General features: G+C 55.1%; 13 protein-coding genes and 2 tRNA genes. 8 read left to right on the forward strand and 7 right to left on the reverse strand.

The window, feature by feature from the left end; genetic code table 11:
- Positions 1 to 19: 19 nt before the first annotated feature.
- Positions 20 to 382, reverse strand: a complete 363-nt coding sequence (dksA, locus tag DTHIO_RS07870) for an RNA polymerase-binding protein DksA (RefSeq protein ID WP_008869789.1) — start codon at positions 380 to 382, stop codon at positions 20 to 22.
- 310 nt (positions 383 to 692) lie between these two features.
- On the opposite strand from dksA, the gene DTHIO_RS07875 reads away from it, so the two are divergent.
- The 6 genes from DTHIO_RS07875 to DTHIO_RS07900 all read left to right on the forward strand — a co-directional run bounded on the left by DTHIO_RS07875 (position 693) and on the right by DTHIO_RS07900 (position 4,862).
- Entirely contained in the window at positions 693 to 1,439 is a 747-nt protein-coding gene (locus DTHIO_RS07875; protein WP_008869790.1) for a Rossmann-like domain-containing protein, read from the forward strand.
- A gap of 106 nt (positions 1,440 to 1,545) precedes the next feature.
- A tRNA-Gly gene (locus DTHIO_RS07880) sits at positions 1,546 to 1,620 on the forward strand.
- A gap of 23 nt (positions 1,621 to 1,643) precedes the next feature.
- Positions 1,644 to 1,718, forward strand: a tRNA-Cys gene (locus DTHIO_RS07885).
- A 187-nt stretch (positions 1,719 to 1,905) separates the two neighbouring features.
- Positions 1,906 to 2,637: a class I SAM-dependent methyltransferase gene (locus tag DTHIO_RS07890; RefSeq protein WP_008869791.1), complete on the forward strand. Its 732-nt coding sequence runs from the start codon at positions 1,906 to 1,908 to the stop codon at positions 2,635 to 2,637.
- Complete coding sequence (locus DTHIO_RS07895) at positions 2,634 to 4,361, forward strand: YcaO-like family protein (protein WP_008869792.1); 1,728 nt, start codon at positions 2,634 to 2,636, stop codon at positions 4,359 to 4,361. Before DTHIO_RS07890 ends, DTHIO_RS07895 begins: the two co-directional genes overlap by 4 nt.
- Positions 4,362 to 4,544: 183 nt before the next feature.
- A complete protein-coding gene (locus DTHIO_RS07900) occupies positions 4,545 to 4,862 on the forward strand; it encodes a TusE/DsrC/DsvC family sulfur relay protein (RefSeq protein WP_008869793.1) in 318 nt (105 codons plus the stop codon).
- A gap of 47 nt (positions 4,863 to 4,909) precedes the next feature.
- On the opposite strand, the gene DTHIO_RS07905 is transcribed toward DTHIO_RS07900, so the two are convergent.
- Positions 4,910 to 7,495: a tetratricopeptide repeat protein gene (locus DTHIO_RS07905; protein ID WP_008869794.1), complete on the reverse strand. Its 2,586-nt coding sequence runs from the start codon at positions 7,493 to 7,495 to the stop codon at positions 4,910 to 4,912.
- A gap of 3 nt (positions 7,496 to 7,498) precedes the next feature.
- Positions 7,499 to 8,341, reverse strand: coding sequence for a glycosyltransferase family 2 protein (locus DTHIO_RS07910; protein ID WP_008869795.1), 843 nt, complete (start codon positions 8,339 to 8,341; stop codon positions 7,499 to 7,501).
- A 56-nt stretch (positions 8,342 to 8,397) separates the two neighbouring features.
- Between DTHIO_RS07910 and DTHIO_RS07915 the strand changes: the two genes are divergently transcribed.
- Complete coding sequence (locus tag DTHIO_RS07915) at positions 8,398 to 9,132, forward strand: UPF0280 family protein (protein WP_008869796.1); 735 nt, start codon at positions 8,398 to 8,400, stop codon at positions 9,130 to 9,132.
- A 25-nt stretch (positions 9,133 to 9,157) separates the two neighbouring features.
- On the opposite strand, the gene dnaA is transcribed toward DTHIO_RS07915, so the two are convergent.
- Complete coding sequence (gene dnaA, locus DTHIO_RS07920; protein ID WP_008869797.1) at positions 9,158 to 10,507, reverse strand: chromosomal replication initiator protein DnaA; 1,350 nt, start codon at positions 10,505 to 10,507, stop codon at positions 9,158 to 9,160.
- A gap of 694 nt (positions 10,508 to 11,201) precedes the next feature.
- Between dnaA and DTHIO_RS07925 the strand changes: the two genes are divergently transcribed.
- Entirely contained in the window at positions 11,202 to 13,973 is a 2,772-nt protein-coding gene (locus DTHIO_RS07925) for a cation-transporting P-type ATPase (RefSeq protein WP_008869798.1), read from the forward strand.
- Positions 13,974 to 13,976: 3 nt separating this feature from the next.
- Here the strand turns inward: DTHIO_RS07925 and DTHIO_RS07930 are convergent, their stop codons facing one another.
- The 3 genes from DTHIO_RS07930 to moaA are packed head-to-tail and all read right to left on the reverse strand — an operon-like array spanning position 13,977 to position 16,973.
- A complete protein-coding gene (locus DTHIO_RS07930) occupies positions 13,977 to 14,837 on the reverse strand; it encodes an EamA family transporter (protein WP_008869799.1) in 861 nt (286 codons plus the stop codon).
- A 9-nt stretch (positions 14,838 to 14,846) separates the two neighbouring features.
- Positions 14,847 to 15,962 carry an alanine racemase gene (alr, locus tag DTHIO_RS07935; protein WP_008869800.1) on the reverse strand — a complete coding sequence of 372 codons (1,116 nt, stop codon included), beginning with the start codon at positions 15,960 to 15,962 and terminating at the stop codon, positions 14,847 to 14,849.
- Between the two features lie 15 nt (positions 15,963 to 15,977).
- On the reverse strand, positions 15,978 to 16,973 hold the full coding sequence (moaA, locus tag DTHIO_RS07940; protein WP_008869801.1) for a GTP 3',8-cyclase MoaA: 996 nt from the start codon (positions 16,971 to 16,973) through the stop codon (positions 15,978 to 15,980).
- Positions 16,974 to 17,412 lie beyond the last annotated feature (439 nt).

Consider the following 17,412-nt stretch of genomic DNA (forward strand, 5'->3'; position numbering starts at 1 on the left):
AGGTCTGCGCCCGGGACTGTTAATCCCCGTGCAGGGCTTCCTGCTGCTCCTGCCTGCTCTTGCATTTGATGCAGAGCGTGGTTACAGGCCTGGCCTTGAGCCTGGGCTTGGAGATATCTTCACCGCAGTCTTCGCACTCTCCGTATGTACCGTCTTCGATGCGCTCCAGGGCCTCGTCGATCTTTTTGATAAGCTTGCGGTCACGGTCCCTGAGTCTCAGGGTAAAGGCCCGGTCTGATTCGGCTGAAGCCCTGTCAGCAGGATCAGCGTACATTTCCCGTTCTCCGGTCATGTCCTCCAGGGTATCTTCGCCTTGTTCCAGGATGTCCTGCCGCATTTTCCTGAGAATTTCTCTGAAAGAATCAATGTCAGCCTGGTTCATTACGTGGGTCTCCTGTTGGATGATTTAAAAGGGGCAACGCCCCCTTTCCAGCATGGCAACCGTCTTTTTTTCCGGTCCCGGCCGGAGGTTCTAAGCCTGCATGCAAAAACAGGCATATTGCTGCTTTTAATTTCAGAAGCTGCTCCTGAATAAAAAGTGCCTTATATCTCATAAAACCGGTGATGTAAAGATATACCCATTGTTTTTGTTGTCCTGAACCTGAAAATTGTTTATTCTGAACCTTGTCTGACTAAGCCCCGCAAACTTCTTTTAAGCAAGGACCCCCTTTTTGGGGTCTGGAGAGCTGTAAATGCAGATCACCCAGCAGCAGATCATAAGCGAAATCGTTCACGAGGCCCGCACCCGCCCGGACAGTGCCGTGAGAGAACTTGTGCAGGGACAGCTCCTGGTGGGTGTACAGGCTGAGCAGGGTGCGGGGATATGCTCCAGGGTTCCCCTGGACGACGTCCCTTTGGATTCAGGACATGAACCAGGCCAGAACCAGTCCCTGCACCAGCTTCTGCCTGGGCTGCAAAACCAGGACACTGTGCAGGCCTCTTTTGCCCTGGCTTCTGCCAACTGTATCCTCAACAGTCGCCGCGGCGAAATTCAGGCCAAAGCCCAGGAGCTTATCCTGGAGCTTGGACAGGGGAAAAACGTGGCGGTGATAGGGCATTTTCCCTTTGTCAGTAAAATAAAAAACGCCTTCAAGAACTTCTGGGTCCTGGAAAAAAGGCCCAGGGATTTTGACCTGCCCAGCACTGAAATGCCAAGGATTCTGCCCCGGGCTCAGCTTGTGGCAATTACCGCCACCACGCTTTTAAACGGTTCCCTGGCCGGGATACTGAACCTGTGTGATACAGGCAGCATCAGGGTGCTCATGGGTCCAAGCACCCCCATGGCCTGCTGCCTGGGCCGCATGGGAATCGACTATCTGGCCGGATCAAGAGTGCTTGATTCCCGGCAGGTCTTTACAGGCATTAAAAACGGCCTTTGCTTCCGCAGCCTGTCCGGAGTAGAAAACTTTATCCAGCCAACGGGCAGGACCGGCGTCTAAAAAACCATTGACCCGGCTCCAGCCGGGAGGCAGGCATTTTCCCTGCCTGTCCAAAATTGTTCTTGACACCTCACACTCTGTGTTTTATCAATTTCTTTCCCTGAGGGCGGGAGTAACTCAGTGGTAGAGTGCAACCTTGCCAAGGTTGAAGTCGCGGGTTCAAATCCCGTCTCCCGCTCCATTTAAATCAGCTTGCAAACACCGGGCGGCATAGCCAAGTGGTAAGGCAGCGGTCTGCAAAACCGCCATTCTCCGGTTCAAATCCGGATGCCGCCTCCAAAAACGTATAACCAGGCAGCCGCACCAGACTGCATTCAACCTGCAAACCAAAACTATCCAGACATTCAGCCGCGTCCCTGCTCCCAGAAATTTACTTTTTTCGTACTAAAAAAATTCTGTCATTTTTTCAGACCTGCAAGGTATGAAATAAATATAAAAAGGCAACCCTTATTTTGGAGGTAACACAGTGCAGGACACGGACTTTTTGCAGACAGAGAGTATGGATGAGCTTCTCGCCCGCGCCCGGGAAAGATATGAGGTGACTTTTGAGCCTGTACGCATTAAGGACATGACCCTTGAAATCCTGCAGATTGCCGACATGGAAGCCTATATTGATCAACTGGCGGAAACAGCCGGGGACAGACTGGAGCTGCCCTTCTGGGCCAAAATATGGCCGGCTTCGGTGATACTTGGCTACTACCTGTGCTCCCTTCCTGCAGACAAGCCCCTGGACATGCTGGAACTGGGTGCAGGAGTCGGACTCTGCGGCCTGGTGGCTGCAGCCAGGGGACACAAGGTGCTCATCACCGACAATCATCCCGATGCCCTGCTCTTTGCCAGGATAAACATCCTGCAGAACAACCTTCAAGAACGTGCCTCTGTCCAGACAGTGGATTTCACTGCTGACCACCTTTCCAGGAGTTTTGACAGCATCCTGGGAGCAGAGATTCTCTACCAGGAAAACATCTACCCATACTTGATCCGGTTTCTGGATAAACATCTGGATACTTCCCTGCACGGCGAAATAATCCTGTCCGCCAGCAATGCCAGAAAATCGCCGGCTTTTTTCAACAAGGCCCAGGAAAATTTCCAGATCAGCCACAAGACCCTGGAGTGCAGGGACAGTTCAGCAGATGACTATGAAGACCAGGAAAGCCACAAAATAACCATTTACCGCATGAAGGCCCGGCAGATATGATAAAAATCGGCTCCAGCCCCAAAGGCTACACCCAGGAAGCAGACAAGGCCCTTACACCACAAGAGACCGTGGAAAAGGTCACCGGGGCGCTAAACCAGCATGGCCAGGCTATTTTAAAAAAAATCAAACGCATTGACACCGGTCGCCTGGGCATACCGGTTTATTTCAGCTATTACGGGGTCAGGGCCAGGGACATGGGCGTGCCCAAACGCCAGCAGATGGGCAAGGGAGTCTCACCTGCCCAGGCCCAGTGCTCGGCCCTCATGGAGCTTATTGAACGGTATTCCTTTTTCAGCTTTGTCTCCAGTGATGAAAATTTCATCCGCCTGTCCTGGAAAAAAGCCAGGTCAAGATGGGGGGATCAGCTGATACCCACAGCGGAAATCATCAAATCAGTGCAGGAAGATATTTCCCGGCAACAGGCCGAAGAAGTCCTGGACCTTATACAGTGGCGCTTCACCCCGGCCCTGAATGTTTATGAAGCAAGACAGGAGTATGTGCCCCTGGACTGGTTCAAAAAACTAAGTGAATTCAACGGCAGCAGTGCAGGCAACACCCTTGAGGAATCCATCCTCCAGGGAGCATGCGAACTTGTTGAAAGACACGTTAGTGCCATTGTGGACAAAGAGCACCTTCAGATCCCCACCATCAATCAGGAAAGCATTAAAAGCCCCGTACTGCGGGATCTTTTAGACAGATTTTCCAGGCATAACATAAAGGTGTGGCTCAAGGACATGAGCCTGGGATACCCGGTTCCCACGGTGGGGGCCCTGGCATACGACCCCGGGACCTTTCCGGGCCTAAGCGAAATAGTATTTACCGCAGGTACTGCCACCTCCCCGGAAATGGCCGCCATCCGGGCACTTACCGAAGTGGCCCAGCTGGCCGGAGACTTTCATACCGGGAGCAACTACGAGGCTTCAGGCCTGCCCAAGTTTACCACCCTGAAAGAAACCGGCTGGCTTACCCGGGGGCCGGTCACAGACATCTCCAGCCTCCCGGACATCTCCAGACCGGACATGGGCCGGGAACTCATGGAGCTGTCCAGGGGGCTCAAACTCATGGGCTACAGCCTGTATTCCGTTTCCACAATGCACCCGGACCTGGAAATTCCCGCCAACTACAGCTTCGTTCCCGGCTTTCTTTTTCGCGAAAGAACACCCAGAGCCAGCATCGGGATGTTTGCAGGCCGCATCCTGGCCGAAGAGGAAGATCCTATTGCCGCCGCCGGCAAACTTGAACAGCTCAAAAAAATATACCCGGATGCTTCTTTTTTGCCATTTTACCAGGGCATGAACCTTTTGAGGCAGGAAGAACACCAGCAGGCCGCAAAATATTTTGCCAGGGCCGAGTCATTGCAGCCGGACAGCGAGTCCCGCGGTCTCAGTGCCTTTTACTCAGCCTATGCCCTGTCCGGGCTGCACAGATGGCCCGAGACCATAGAACACCTGAACAGGGCCATAGAACTGGACCCCCTGGTTAAAGAATATTTCAACCTGCGCGGGGTTGCTTATTTTAAACAAAAGGATTATGAGCATGCCATAGACGATTTTCAAAAAGCCCTGCAGCTTGACAGTGGTTCAGTCATGGACATGTTCAACTTGGCGGTATGCTATAAAGAACTGGGGCGCAGAAATGCCGCCGCAGAAATGCTGCAGAAGGTTCTGACAATCGACCCCGGGCTTGAAAAGGCCCGCAGATTCCTGGAAGAAATGGAGAATTGACCCGGGCTGCAATTTTGCCGGAGAAAAGGCATTGACAAAAAACTCATCTCCAGCATATTATAAAAGGTATTGCACTGAGCAATTCTGGCCGTAAAAGGCTTTGTATATTCTCAACAGGACGGGATGTACTCCGGACATAAAGGACGTACACATATCTGAATAACAATCAAGGAGGTATCAAAGATGGCAACTGTTGAATTCAAGGGCAAAACATTTGAAGTAGATGAAGACGGCTTCCTGCAGAAATTCGAGGACTGGTCACCTGAATGGGTGGACTATGTAAAGGAAAGCGAAGGCATCAAGGAACTCACTGATGAGCACCAGAAGGTAATCGACTTTTTGCAGGACTACTACAAAAAGAACGGTATTGCGCCCATGGTTCGTATTCTTTCCAAGGTCACCGGCTTCAAGCTCAAGCACATTTATGAGCTGTTTCCCTCCGGCCCAGGCAAGGGAGCATGTAAAATGGCCGGTCTGCCCAAGCCCACCGGGTGCGTCTAAAAAATTGCGCTTTATCTTCAAGCGGCTCTCCAAGGGGGGCCGCTTTTTTATTTTCCGCCCTCCAGGTACCTGGACTTGAGGCGCTCGAAAACCATGGTCGTTCTGATTGCCGCCAGGGCCAGGGACAGCATGGCCACCAGTAAAACCCCTGCCTGCATAAGGGCCTGGCGTTGCTCCAGCACTGAAAAGGCCCAGTCCATTTCCCGGCGCAGGCCCACATAAGTGCCCAGACCCACAATAAGGGTGCTTGCCAGCAAAACACCCAGCAGTATCCAGAAAAAACTCCTGGTCATAAAATAAAGAAAAAGCACACCGTCCCGGAAAAGCCTCAGGCTCCTGAGCCTTTTTTGCATAAGCTGGGCGCATTTTCCGGCTTGGTCCAGTTCATCGCGGGCCTGCCTGTAACCATGAGGGGTGCTTGTGTTCAACCCCCGTACGTTTTCCAGCAGGCTTCGGCTTTCATTAAGCAGCCTGTAAACCTTTCCTGCTGCAATGCTTTTTAAAGGAATGGCTTCCAGGCGGGAAGTTATGTCCTTAAGATCACTTTCAAGCTTGGCAAAGCGTTTTTTTACCTCCTGCACTTCTTTGCCCACGGCCTTTTCCAGGTCCCTCTGCAGCTCTTTTACGCCCTGCTCCATCCGGACAAAGGCTGCATAGTTCTCCTTGGAAGTCAGGCCTTCGAGTCCCTGGATACGGGTTTGAAAACCATCATGCAGGGGGTGGCACTCCGGAAACCATGCCCTGGCTTTCCGGTTCAGGTTCTGCAGGGTCTCTTCAGCGCTGCGGGCCTTTTTCCTGCGTTCCCTCCAGGAACTGTAGAGGCTTATCATAAGATGCTGGTGTCCCTGGGCCAGCTCAGGATCTATCAGGACCTGATTGAATATCTCGGGAGTGTCCCTGCAAAGCTCCAGGAAAATGCTCATGGCCTGATCCACGTCGCCGTTTTTCACCAGGCACACACCCTGCCTGTACCTGGCCTCAAGCATACCTGGGGAATTCTTCTGGGCCTGCTGATAGAGGCTGAATGCCCGGGAAAAATCCTGACCGGTTTCCGCCAGCCTGGCCAGCAAGTAATGGTGATAGGCCTGCTGCATGGGGGTGTATCCCAGTCGGGCAGCCTCTTCCCAGTAACCGCGGGCGGCCTTGAAGTCGTTTTCTTCCAGGGCCAGAAAGCCCAGCATGGTCCTGGGGCGAAAATCCTTGGGGTGCTTGAGGCAGAGCCTGTTGAGGCTGTTGCGGACAAAACCGGTCTGCTTCATGCGCAGGTTTTCCATGACCCCCCACCGGGAGTCCTCCTGGGGGTCTGTCAGCTGCTTCAGCCCGTCCGGCCACTCCCTGCCCCTGCTCCTTCTCATGAGACGAAACGTCCTGTGCTGGGCAGGATAGTTGATGCCCATAATGGCCCTCATCACCAGTCTGGAGGGACTTGAGCCCCGCAAAAGCTCATCCCAGGAAACAGATGAAGAAACCTCACTGCCAAGGCTTTCCAGGGCCTGGTTAATTTCGTGTACATCCACCCGGGCCAGCTGCTCCAGTGCATAATCAAGATTGAAGATCTGCCTGGTGGGACAGTCCCCGGGGGCATGATTTTTTTGGCCGCAATAAAAACAGGTGGTAAATCCCCCCCGGGTCAGACCTGCAGGCAGGCACACAGGAAGTCTGGCCTGGAGTTCCTCCTTATAGGCCGGCCCGAGACCGGCCCGGAACAGGTCGGATATCTTTTTATCCTGTGAACTCCTGGCATCGGGAAGTATCTCCAGTGCCCGCCCCATCTGCAGGATATTCTTAAGGGGCAGATACAGGCAGTCCGGTTCCATCTGTTTCAAGTCCGGCATGAGCCTGTCCGGAATCCCCTCTGCAGGGTTGATTCCAGGGTTGTCCAGGCCCAGCAGGTAACACGACAGGTGCTTGTCCCGGCCGGAAAATATGGCCAGCAGTTCAAGACTCCAGTTTTTCAGCTGCCTGATTCCATCCACCCGGACCACAAAATGATCCCTGTGCCCGGCAAAGGTCTCAAAACCCATCCTGGCGCACATCTCCTGAAGAACAGTCTTTTGCCTGTTCCAGGCCTCGTCCTGTTCAGCCTCTGATTCCAGGGCTGCAGGCCGCACTATGAAGAGCCAGGAAAAAGACGAGGTGAACACGGCCTGCTCAGTGGCCCGGAAATAGTACCACTGCTTTTCCTCGGGCAAAAAGGATGAAGCAGCCTGTTCCAGCTTTATTCCCGGCCTGGGTTCGATATTTTCCTTTACCTTGGCATGGACCCAGATCTCCAGGTCCCGGGGATACTCCACCGACAGGCTGCGGATACGTTCCTCAAGGCCCAGGCTGTAGCTCATGTCCGGCCCGAAATTTAGTTTGGCCGTAAAGACCCTGATATGCACCTGAACCCCGGCATTGAGGTACCACCTGTACACCTGGGCACAGGCATGCAGAACGTCCTGGGAAGGAAACATCCACAGACTTTGCTGACCCTCCCTGGCCACTTCCCATCCGCCGAAACTCTGCAGAGTCTCCGGGATGGAATCAGGCAGTTCCTGGGACCAGGTCATCCAGGCCGCATAGCCCTGGGCCACCATCTCAGTTTTTGCAGGCTCTGTGAGCTTCCCTGTAAGCTGGGACAGATTGTACATATGCTACCTTTCCCGAAGGTTTACCTGGTTCAGGCACGAATCCAGCTTTTGCTTGATCCTGGCCGCCTCCTCCAGCCTGCCTCTTTTCTGGCATCCGGCAATATACACCCTGGACTTCTCCAGCAGCGCCTGCAGTACAAGGGCCTTTTTTTCCGGCTGCAGCCTTTCTCCATTCAGTATATCCAGGAGGGCCTGGATACGCCACAGGTCAAGCCCGATAATGCTTCTTGAAAGCTGATCCCCACGTCCGCCCTGCTTCACGGTGAGCACCCTGGACAAAAGACCCACTGGATATGAGAGGGAAATCCTCAACCACAGGTCGTAGTCCTCGCATGCCGGCAGGGACTCGTTGAATAAAAAGCCCTGCCGCACAAGGTCTGAGTGCATCAGGACGCAGGAAGGGCTCACTAAGCACATTTTGAGGCTTCGGGCAAAAATCCAGCCGGCGAATTTTTGATGCCTGTGGCCGGGATTCACCCTTTTGCCCTTGCGTATCCAGGCCTCCTGGGTCTGGGAAATGCAAAAGCCTGACTTGTGCATGAAAGCAAGCTGCATTTCCAGCTTTCTCTCCAGCCAGAAATCATCGGAATCCAGAAAAGCCACATACCTCCCCCCGGCCAGATCCAGGCCCAGGTTGCGGGCCGCGGCCACTCCGCTGTTTTCTTGATAAACCGCTTTTAATCTCTTATCATCAAACCCGGACAAAATTTCACGGGTAGCGTCGGTGGAGCCGTCATCAACCACGATGAGCTCCAGGTCCCTAAAGCTCTGGGTCAGTACAGAACGTACCGCGCTGCCGATATATCCGGCCCTGTTGTACGTGGGAATAATCACCGATACCAGCATCAAAATCACATGGTCAGGTTAAAAAGGCCATCTGTTGAGGCGGTTGAGCAAAAATCATGCACATAAACACCCACCGCGCTTACCGCGGCTTCTGTTCTCCAGGCCCGGGAGAAAACTCCTTCCAGGTGGTCCTGGAGCAAAGCGACCTGTATATCACCAGTGCCCAGGACCTGAGCGCCCCGGCCCTGGACCGGCTCCAGCTGGTGCGGGGGCGCATACTTGCCTATTCACAGTTCAACCCGGACTTTCTGACTTCCCTGTCCCCGCTCCCGGTGGATAACCAGGCCCCGGATATAGTGCAGGAAATGGCCCGGGCCGGCGGGCTTTTCCAGGTAGGGCCCATGGCCGCCGTGGCCGGGGCCATCGCCCAGGACATTGCCGACTTTCTTGCAGTCCGGTCACCGGAAATAATAATCGAAAACGGCGGCGACATCTACCTTTATTCTAAGCGTACCCGGACCATAGGCCTGCTGCCCCACCCGGACCGGAGCATGTCCCTGGGGCTGGTCATCCCTGAAACGGGATTTCCCTGCGCGGTCTGTTCCTCTTCGGCCACTGTGGGGCATTCTCTTAGCCTGGGACATGGAGACCTGGTCACGATCAAAGCCAAAAACGGAGCCGTGGCTGATGCGGCAGCCACGGCCCTCTGCAATCTCATCAGGGACAGAAAAAGCCTGTCCGGACTGAGAAAAACGGCTGATAAGTTTCTGGGCACGCATATAAGCGGGGTGCTGGCCCAGATGGGGGAGGATATGATGGTTGTAGGGGATATGGAGCTTGCAGCTATATAGATTCAAGATCCGGAAAGCATGTGGTTCAGTTGGGCATAACCCGGCTGGCTGCATCTTTTAACTGCCGACCAAGGGGAGTGTCGGTGTTGACCTCTTTTTCCACATTGGCCACCCCTTTTAGAACCGTGGAGTGCCTGCGGTTGAAGCGCCGGCCGATGTCCTTCAGGGAGTGCCCTGTATATTTGCGTGCAAGATAAAAGGCCAGATTCCTGGCCAGGACATGCTGTTTCTTGCGGCTCTTGGAGCAGACCTTCTCCCGGGGCAGATCGAATACCCGGCAGACGGACCGGATTATCTCTTCCAGGTCCAGGTTCTGCTCCTTTAGATCATAGTTCTTGAGCACTTCCAGGGCCATCTCCAGGGTGATGCGCTCCTTGAGCATCCTGGCCTTGAACACCAGGTTGCTCAGGCAGCTCTCAAGCTGGCGTATATCCGTCTGGATGCGCTCCGCCAGGAGGTGGGACACCTCCTGGGGCAGGCTGATCTGCAGGCTGGATGCCTTCTGACGCAGTATCTCCTGCCTGGTGCCCAGGTCAGGCTTGTCAATGACCGCCATGAAACCCCGGCAAAGCCTGGAGACCAGGTTGGAATCCAGGTCGTTTAACTCCTTGGGCAGAAAGGAGCTGCTTAAAACCACTTTCTTGCCCTGTCCCTGCAGGGAATTGATGGTGGACAGAAATTCCCCCTGGATTTTTTCCTTGCCCTGGAAAAAATGAATGTCTTCCAGCATGAGGATATCTATCTGATCCCGGTACCTGGCCTTGAACCGCTCCACCTGCTTGGACTTGATGGCCTGAATCAGCTGGCAGGCGAATTCTTCTGCGGTAAGGTAGGCCACACGCAGTGCTTCCTTGTTGCTGCTGCCGGCCAGGTTGTTGCCCATGGACTGCACCAGGTGGGTCTTGCCCAGGCCCGTGGAAGAGCACAGGAAAAGCTGGTCCGAGGACACCTGTTCCCGGCAGAAGCTCCTGGAAGCCACAAAGGCCAGTTCGTTGCTTGGGCCCACAACAAAATCCTGAAAGCTGTACCTGAACCTGGAAACCACCTGGATATTGCTCTGGATGGGCAGATGCATCCGGGTCTCACTGGCTCCCGCCTTCTCGGGAGAACCCAGGGGGGACGCTGCCTCGTCAGCCCTGAATGCTGATATTTCCAGCTCCGGAGTAACTCCCAGTACATCCTGACCAGCTTCCAGGATCATGCTCTGCAGACGCTCACGCACCCACGAAGCCACGAATTCGTTGGGGGCCTGAAGCCTAAGGATCTTGGCATCAGGGTCGAAACTGCCCTGCAAAGGCTTTATCCAGAGCTGGAAAATACCAGATTTCAAGGATTTTTCGAGAATTATTTGTATTCTTTCCCATGCGTCCGTCATGGGTTAAGCTTCTAACCCAGAATCACCATCAGACACAAACTGCAAAACGAGCCTTTTTGACCAGGATTGTACGCTTGTCACTTTTAAGCATAACATATTAATATGAATTGATTTTTTTCAACAAAGACCATTGCTGTGGCTTGTTTGCAGGGGAATTTATATGCCCATGAAAGACCAGCGATATATGAGGGTTGAAAAGCCTTTTCCCTGGCAGCAACTTACTTTATCTTTAACCAAAGCTATTTTTTTCTGCAAATTTCTCCATTTTTCAAAATAAAAATTCTGGATATAGACACTGTGTTCAAAACTTTTTTCTGTGTGTATTCTTAACACTACAGCGAAACTTATGGTTTATCTCCGGGGACTGGCTCTCCGCACTTATTTTTTCCAATAAAACCAAGATCATTTAATAAAAATAAGTGCGGGGTGCCTGTCCCCAATTTAGACAGGTTGAAAAGTTTTATAAGTTTCGCTGTAGTGTTAGTCATGGTATTCACCATCCCGGCCTGGAGGGCAGCAGCCGGACATCCTGCAGGCAGTCTTTTTGGCAGTCCCGTTATAAAAAAGGTTTGTGCCCTGCATGGCCTTGACAAGCCTTGAATAAGTCACAAGTAAACGTGTTGAATTATGCACCAGGGACTGCTCAGCCGGCAGCCTGCAAAGAACCCGTGAAGAAATTTATTCGGAGGAAGTAATGAAAACCGACCCTGATATAGAACCCGAAACATCCTGGCACTCCATGCCGGTGCAGGAAGTCTTCCAGCACCTGCAGACCTCTGAAAACGGCCTGGATTCCAGCCAGGCCAGGCAAAGACTGGACAGCTTTGGCCCCAACAAGCTGCCCCGGGCCAGAAAACAGGGGCCTTTCAAGCGTTTTCTGCTGCAGTTTCACAACGTACTTATATACGTCCTGCTGGCGGCCACCATTGTCACCGCCCTTCTGCAGCAGTGGGTGGATTCGGCTGTGATTTTCGCTGTTTGCCTGGTCAACGCCCTCATCGGATTCATCCAGGAAGGCAAGGCGGAAAAGTCCATGGAAAGCCTGCAGGGCATGCTGGCCCCCGTGGCCACAGTCCTGCGCGACGGTCAGAAAAAGACCGTGCCCGCGGAAGAACTGGTCCCGGGAGACGTGGTAGTCCTTTCAAGCGGGGACAAGGTCCCGGCTGACCTGCGCCTTTTCCAGGCCAGGGACCTGCAGATCGAGGAGGCCGCCCTCACCGGTGAATCGGTACCAGTGGGCAAGGATATATATGAGGCAGACCCGGAAGCAGGTCTGGGGGATCGCTCCTGCATGGCCTTTTCCGGAACCATGGTGGCCTACGGCCAGGGTGCTGGAGTAGTGGCCGCCACCGGGGCCCATACCCAGATAGGCCGCATAAGCGCCATGCTGGCCCAGGTGCAGACCCTGACCACGCCCCTTTTAAAAAAGATAACCAGGTTCGGCCACTTCCTCACTGCTGCCATCCTGGTGACGGCCCTGGCCACTTTCGCCTTCGGCATCCTGGTACGCCAGCTTATGCCCTCGGAAATGTTCATGGCCGCGGTGGGCCTGGCCGTATCCGCCATACCCGCCGGTCTTCCGGCCATAATGACCATCACCCTGGCCATAGGGGTGCAGAGAATGGCCCGCAGAAACGCCATCATCCGCAAGCTCCCGGCCCTGGAAACGCTGGGCGCGGTGACCACCATCTGCTCGGACAAGACCGGCACCCTGACCAAGAACCAGATGACGGTTCAAAGCGTTCAGGTCTCTGAAGACCTGTATTTAATAACCGGTACAGGCTATAACCCCATGGGGGAATTCAGGCTCCAGGACCAGAACATAGACCCTCTGCAGCATTCCCTTCTGGCTGAGACTCTGCGCGCGGTTCTACTGTGCAATGAGGCCCATATCTATTACCAGGAAAACGAAGGCGTCTACCGCCTGGAAGGGGCCTCCACCGAGGGAGCCCTGGTAGCGGCAGCCATGAAGGCCGGGCTTGACCAGAAGCAGGAAAACGCAGACCGGCCAAGGATTGACGCTATCCCCTTTTCCTCGGACAAGAAATTCATGGCCACCCTGCACGACTACCACCAGGACGGCGGCCGGCGTATCATCCTCAAGGGCGCCCCGGAACGCGTCCTGGAAAGGTGCAGCCACCAGGCGAACTCAAATGGACAGAAAGAGCTGGACCCGGATTTCTGGCACAATAGCGGCGAAACCATCGCCTCCAGGGGCCAGCGACTGCTGGCGGTGGCCTTCAAGGATGTCCCGGGGGACAAAAAGGGCCTTGATGAGGAGGATACCAGTGAAGGCTTCACTCTCCTTGGACTCTTCGGGATAATAGACCCTCCCCGGGAAGAAGCGGTCAAGGCTGCTGCAAAGCTCATCGGCAGGTGTGTCTCGGTGCGCGACTGCCAGTCGGCCGGAATAAACGTGAAAATGATCACCGGGGACCACGCCCTGACAGCGGTATCCATTGCCGACGAGCTGGGCATCGGGGACGGGCGTACCTTTCTGGCGGGCAAGGACCTGGAAAAGATGAGTGATGAAGAACTAGAAAAGAAAGTCCCCGGGGTGGACGTCTACGCCCGCACCAGCCCGGAACACAAGCTCAGGCTGGTGCAGGCCCTGCAGGCGGGGGGCAACATCGTGGCCATGACCGGGGACGGAGTCAACGATGCCCCGGCCCTCAAGCGGGCCGATGTGGGCGTGGCCATGGGCAAAGGCGGCACCGAGGCCGCCAGGGAAGCCTCGGACGTGGTCCTGGCCGACGACAATTTCGCCTCCATCGCCAATGCCGTGGAAGAAGGCCGGACCATTTACGACAACCTGAAAAAGGCCATCCTGTTCATCCTGCCCACCAACGGAGGGCAGGCCCTGGTGGTCATGGCTTCCATTGTGCTGGGCATCGGCCTTCTGGGCGAAGGCGGGGAATACACCCTGCCCATAAGCCCGCCCCAGATTCTGTGGATCAATATGATCATCGCAGTCACCCTGGCCCTGGCCCTGGCCTTTGAGCCCCCGGAAGGAAATGTCATGAGCCGTCCCCCCAGACCTCCGGATGAACCCCTCATCTCCGGATTTCTCATCTGGCGCGTGGCCTCGGTATCCGTGCTCCTGGTCATCGGCACTCTGTGGCACTACCAATATATGCTGTCCGGAGGTGCTTCCCATGAACTGGCCTCCACCACGGCCATCAACACCCTGGTGGTGGGACAGGTCTTCTACCTGATAAACAGCCGGTTCATCCACGAGCCGGCCTGGAGCATCCGGGGCTTTCTGGGCAGCAGGGCGGTGCTTATCTCCATTGCCGTCCTGGCCGTACTGCAGATTGGCTTTACCTACCTGCCCTTCATGCAGTACATCTTCCAGACCGAACCCGTCTGCCTTGAGTCCTGGATCAGGATAGTACTCTTCGGCATAATCGTATTTCTGGCTGTAGAGCTGGAAAAGGCCTTTTTCCGGAGTAGAACCGGCGATTAAACATCAGGACATGGCTATAAGCATGACTCCTGCCAGCATGACCAGGGTGGCCGTCACCCTGGTCTTCATATCCTTTTCCAGAAAATAAATCCCGCCTATGAGCACCCCGAGCACGATGCTGGTCCTTTTTATGGCAATTACGTAAGGTACCAGGCCGATCTTTATGGCTGCCATCTGGCATACGAAACCCACCCCGGTGACCAGGCCTATGAGCAGAAGGGGGGTCAGGTTGGCCTGCATTTTCCCCCGCAGCCTGCCCCGCATGCAGAAAAGAACCACTGTCAGGCCCAGGGAGATAAAACTCTGGATGCACACCGCCCAGAAAAAGGGACTGGTGGCCATGACTCCGATTTTATCCATGTTGGCGGCCACGCTCCAGATAAGGGCCACCATGAGCATCAGCCTGGCCCCGGGATCGCTCACCAGGGCCCTTAAGGGACTTAAAAGCGTGGCCTCCCTGCCCACCCCCAGCAGATAGGAGCCGCCCACAATGAACAAAACCCCGACATATCCCAGGGGCGTGGGGATATCCCCCACCAGCAAAGGTGAGGTAAAGAGCAGAAAGGCCGGGGTAAAGCTTAAAAGGGGCAGGGTGATGGAGAGATCCGAAGTGCTTATGGCCCGGATATACAGAACCGTGGCCAGGATATTCAGGCCGCCCCCCACAAGAAGGGCCGTCCAGAATTCAGGGGGCAGGTACTCCGGAATGGGAGTGAAAAAGATAAGAGGCAGGATAAAGGGCAGACTGAAGACCTTCCACACCCAGGCAATGGTGAATACGTCCATGCTCTGCAGGCTTTTCTTGCACAGCCCGTCCTTGGCCGCTTCGCACACGGCGGTGATAAAGGCCAGAATGATCCACATGTGATTTACTTAGCCGGCCCTGCTGTAAGTCCTTGGGTTTTTGCCCAGGCTGCAGAAAATCTCGTAAGAAATGCTGTCCAGCCACCCGGCCATCTCCCGGGCGCTTAACAGTTGCCGCCCTTCTCCGCCCAGAACATAAACCTCGCAACCGGGGGCAATATCCCCGGCATGGCTTGCATCCACTACGCTCAGCTGCATGCAGACCCGGCCCAGCACAGGCATCCTGCGGCCCTGGTAAAGCATCCAGCCCCGGTTGGAAAGGCCCCGGGAATAGTTGTCCGCATAACCGCAGCCAATGACCGCGATGCGCATGTCCCTGGGTGCAGTAAAGCAGAGCCCGTAACTGACCCCTGCCCCTTTTTCCAGGTGGTGCACCGCCAGAACAGGGGCCCTGACATGCATGGCCTGGGCCAGGCCCTCACCCTTGGAGGCCCAGGGGGTATGCTCAAAGGGATTGTCCCCGTAAAGGGAGATGCCGGGGCGAACGCAGTCCAGATGTGTTTCCGGGTGGGCCAGGATGGCCGCCGAGTTGGCCAGAGACTTTTCAAATTCATGACCCCTGGCCTGCATGGTCCGGCAGTAGTCTTCAAAGGTCTTAAGCTGGCGAAGCACCTCCTGCCTGCCCTGGACAGAATCCGCCAGGCTCAGGTGCGAGGCCAGCATGTGCAGTTTGAGCCCCCGGCACTTCTCCCAGGTCTCCAGCAGCTCATGCAGGTCCCCTCCTCTGAACCCCAGCCGGTTCATGCCGGTTTCCAGCTTGATGGCCACCGGGATTGTCCCTCTGAAGCTGCAGGAGGCCTCTTGCAGCGCCTTCAACTGCTCCCGGGAATGAATAAATGGGATGATCCTGTGCCGGGCCAGAAGGTGGTAATCCTCAGGGGAGACCGGTCCAAGCAGGGAATAGATTTCAGGCGCGTCCAGGCAGTCTCTCAGGCGCGCTCCTTCCTGGACGCTGCCCACCCCGAAACGATCCGCCCCGGCCTGATGCAGGCAGCGGGCCGTCTCTTCCAGGCCGTGTCCGTAGGCATCGGCCTTGACCACGGCCATAACCCTGGCGGTGGTCCTGCGGCTTAGAAATGCAAAATTATCCTCTATGGACCTGGTCTGGATGTGCACCTTGAGCATAGCAAAATCCCGGTTTTATCCGCCTATGGAAGACATGACCCGCCGGCACAGGCTTTTTTCCTTTTTGCCGCCGGACATGAGCTCATGGCCCATGGGCTTTTTGCGCCCTGCCCGTTCCATGACCAGGCGCAGCCTTTCAGGGCTGATTTTCGGGGAACGGATAAGGGGCAGCAGGTTGTATTCTTTGTCCGAGAAAAGGCAGGTGCGCAGACGTCCATTGGCTGTTACCCGCAGGCGGTTGCAGGTGGCGCAGAAATGCGCGCTCAAAGGGGATATGACCCCCACCCGGCCCAGGCCATGCCCGGGTTTGTACATGCGGGCCGGGCCATGGTTGCGGGTCAGGTTGTCCACCGGCACCATGTCGGTTAACTCTGCAGCCTGAGTCAAAAGATCCGCCGAGGACCAGTAATAATCCTGTTCCCACAGGGTCTTCTCACCAATGGGCATAAACTCTATGAAACGTACGTCCAAAGGCTTGTCCATGGCCAGGCGGATAAAATCCCCCAGCTCGTCATCATTGACCCCCTTAAGGGCCACGGCATTTATCTTGACCCGGATCCCCTCTTCCAGGCAACGGTCAATACTGGCCATGACGCTGTCCAGCTTGTCCTGTCCGGTTATACGCTGATACTTGTCCCGGTCCAGGGTGTCCAGGGAGATGTTCAGGCCTTTGATGCCGATGTCGCGCAAGGCCCGGATCTTGCCGGCAATGAGGGTGGCGTTGGTGGTCAGCCTTATCTCCATCTGCGGCAGCTCGCTTTTGAGCCGATGCAGAAAATACAGTATATCCCGGCGGACAAAAGGTTCGCCTCCGGTAAGCCTGACCTTCTGCACATCCATGCCCGAGGCTGCGTGCAGCAGATACAGCATGTCCTCGTAGGTCAGGATATTTTTGTGGGAAATGAATCTGGAGCCCTTGCCGGGCCGGCAGTAAAAGCATCTCAGATTGCAGCGGTCGGTTATGCTCAGGCGCAGGTAGCTGACTCCCCGGCCGTAGTTGTCCTGGATCATCTGGTATTGCTCCTGGAAAATCAGGTTGTAATATCCCGCCCCTTACTGGCTGCAGGGCTTATACGCCCCTGGACGAAAACCGGGACAGGATTTAATGTAACCCTTCAGGGGTATGCCGGAATCACGCCTCTGGCGTGAGTGCCAGTAATCACCACCGAGGACCCCCTGAATGGTTAAAACTTAACTGCCCGGCAGCTTATACCAAGAAAGCCGGGCAGGCAACCTTGCCCGGTTTTCATAACCGCCGGGCTCGCGGCGGCGCAGTTTTTTTTAGAATGACTGTTTCCGGGCTTGCCTTTGCCCCGGGGAAAACCTATAAATCAATAGTGCCGGAAACCCAACCGGCAACCTGTTCAAGTAAAATTTATTGCATAACACTACAGCGAAACTTATTTATTGACCTCCGGGGACTGGCTCTCCCCGCGCTTATTTTTAAAAC

This window comes from Desulfonatronospira thiodismutans ASO3-1 (assembly GCF_000174435.1).
GTDB lineage: Bacteria > Desulfobacterota > Desulfovibrionia > Desulfovibrionales > Desulfonatronovibrionaceae > Desulfonatronospira > Desulfonatronospira thiodismutans.

Bases quoted from the DNA above. Each gene is read 5' to 3' on its own strand.
- DTHIO_RS07910 (WP_008869795.1), bottom strand. From the start codon at position 8,341: ATGCTGGTATCGGTGATTATTCCCACGTACAACAGGGCCGGATATATC.
- DTHIO_RS07900 (WP_008869793.1), top strand. From the start codon at position 4,545: ATGGCAACTGTTGAATTCAAGGGCAAAACATTTGAAGTAGATGAAGAC.
- alr (WP_008869800.1), bottom strand. From the start codon at position 15,962: ATGCTCAAGGTGCACATCCAGACCAGGTCCATAGAGGATAATTTTGCA.
- dnaA (WP_008869797.1), bottom strand. From the start codon at position 10,507: ATGACGGACGCATGGGAAAGAATACAAATAATTCTCGAAAAATCCTTG.
- DTHIO_RS07915 (WP_008869796.1), top strand. From the start codon at position 8,398: ATGCACATAAACACCCACCGCGCTTACCGCGGCTTCTGTTCTCCAGGC.
- moaA (WP_008869801.1), bottom strand. From the start codon at position 16,973: ATGATCCAGGACAACTACGGCCGGGGAGTCAGCTACCTGCGCCTGAGC.
- dksA (WP_008869789.1), bottom strand. From the start codon at position 382: ATGAACCAGGCTGACATTGATTCTTTCAGAGAAATTCTCAGGAAAATG.
- DTHIO_RS07930 (WP_008869799.1), bottom strand. From the start codon at position 14,837: ATGTGGATCATTCTGGCCTTTATCACCGCCGTGTGCGAAGCGGCCAAG.
- DTHIO_RS07895 (WP_008869792.1), top strand. From the start codon at position 2,634: ATGATAAAAATCGGCTCCAGCCCCAAAGGCTACACCCAGGAAGCAGAC.
- DTHIO_RS07905 (WP_008869794.1), bottom strand. From the start codon at position 7,495: ATGTACAATCTGTCCCAGCTTACAGGGAAGCTCACAGAGCCTGCAAAA.
- DTHIO_RS07875 (WP_008869790.1), top strand. From the start codon at position 693: ATGCAGATCACCCAGCAGCAGATCATAAGCGAAATCGTTCACGAGGCC.
- DTHIO_RS07925 (WP_008869798.1), top strand. From the start codon at position 11,202: ATGAAAACCGACCCTGATATAGAACCCGAAACATCCTGGCACTCCATG.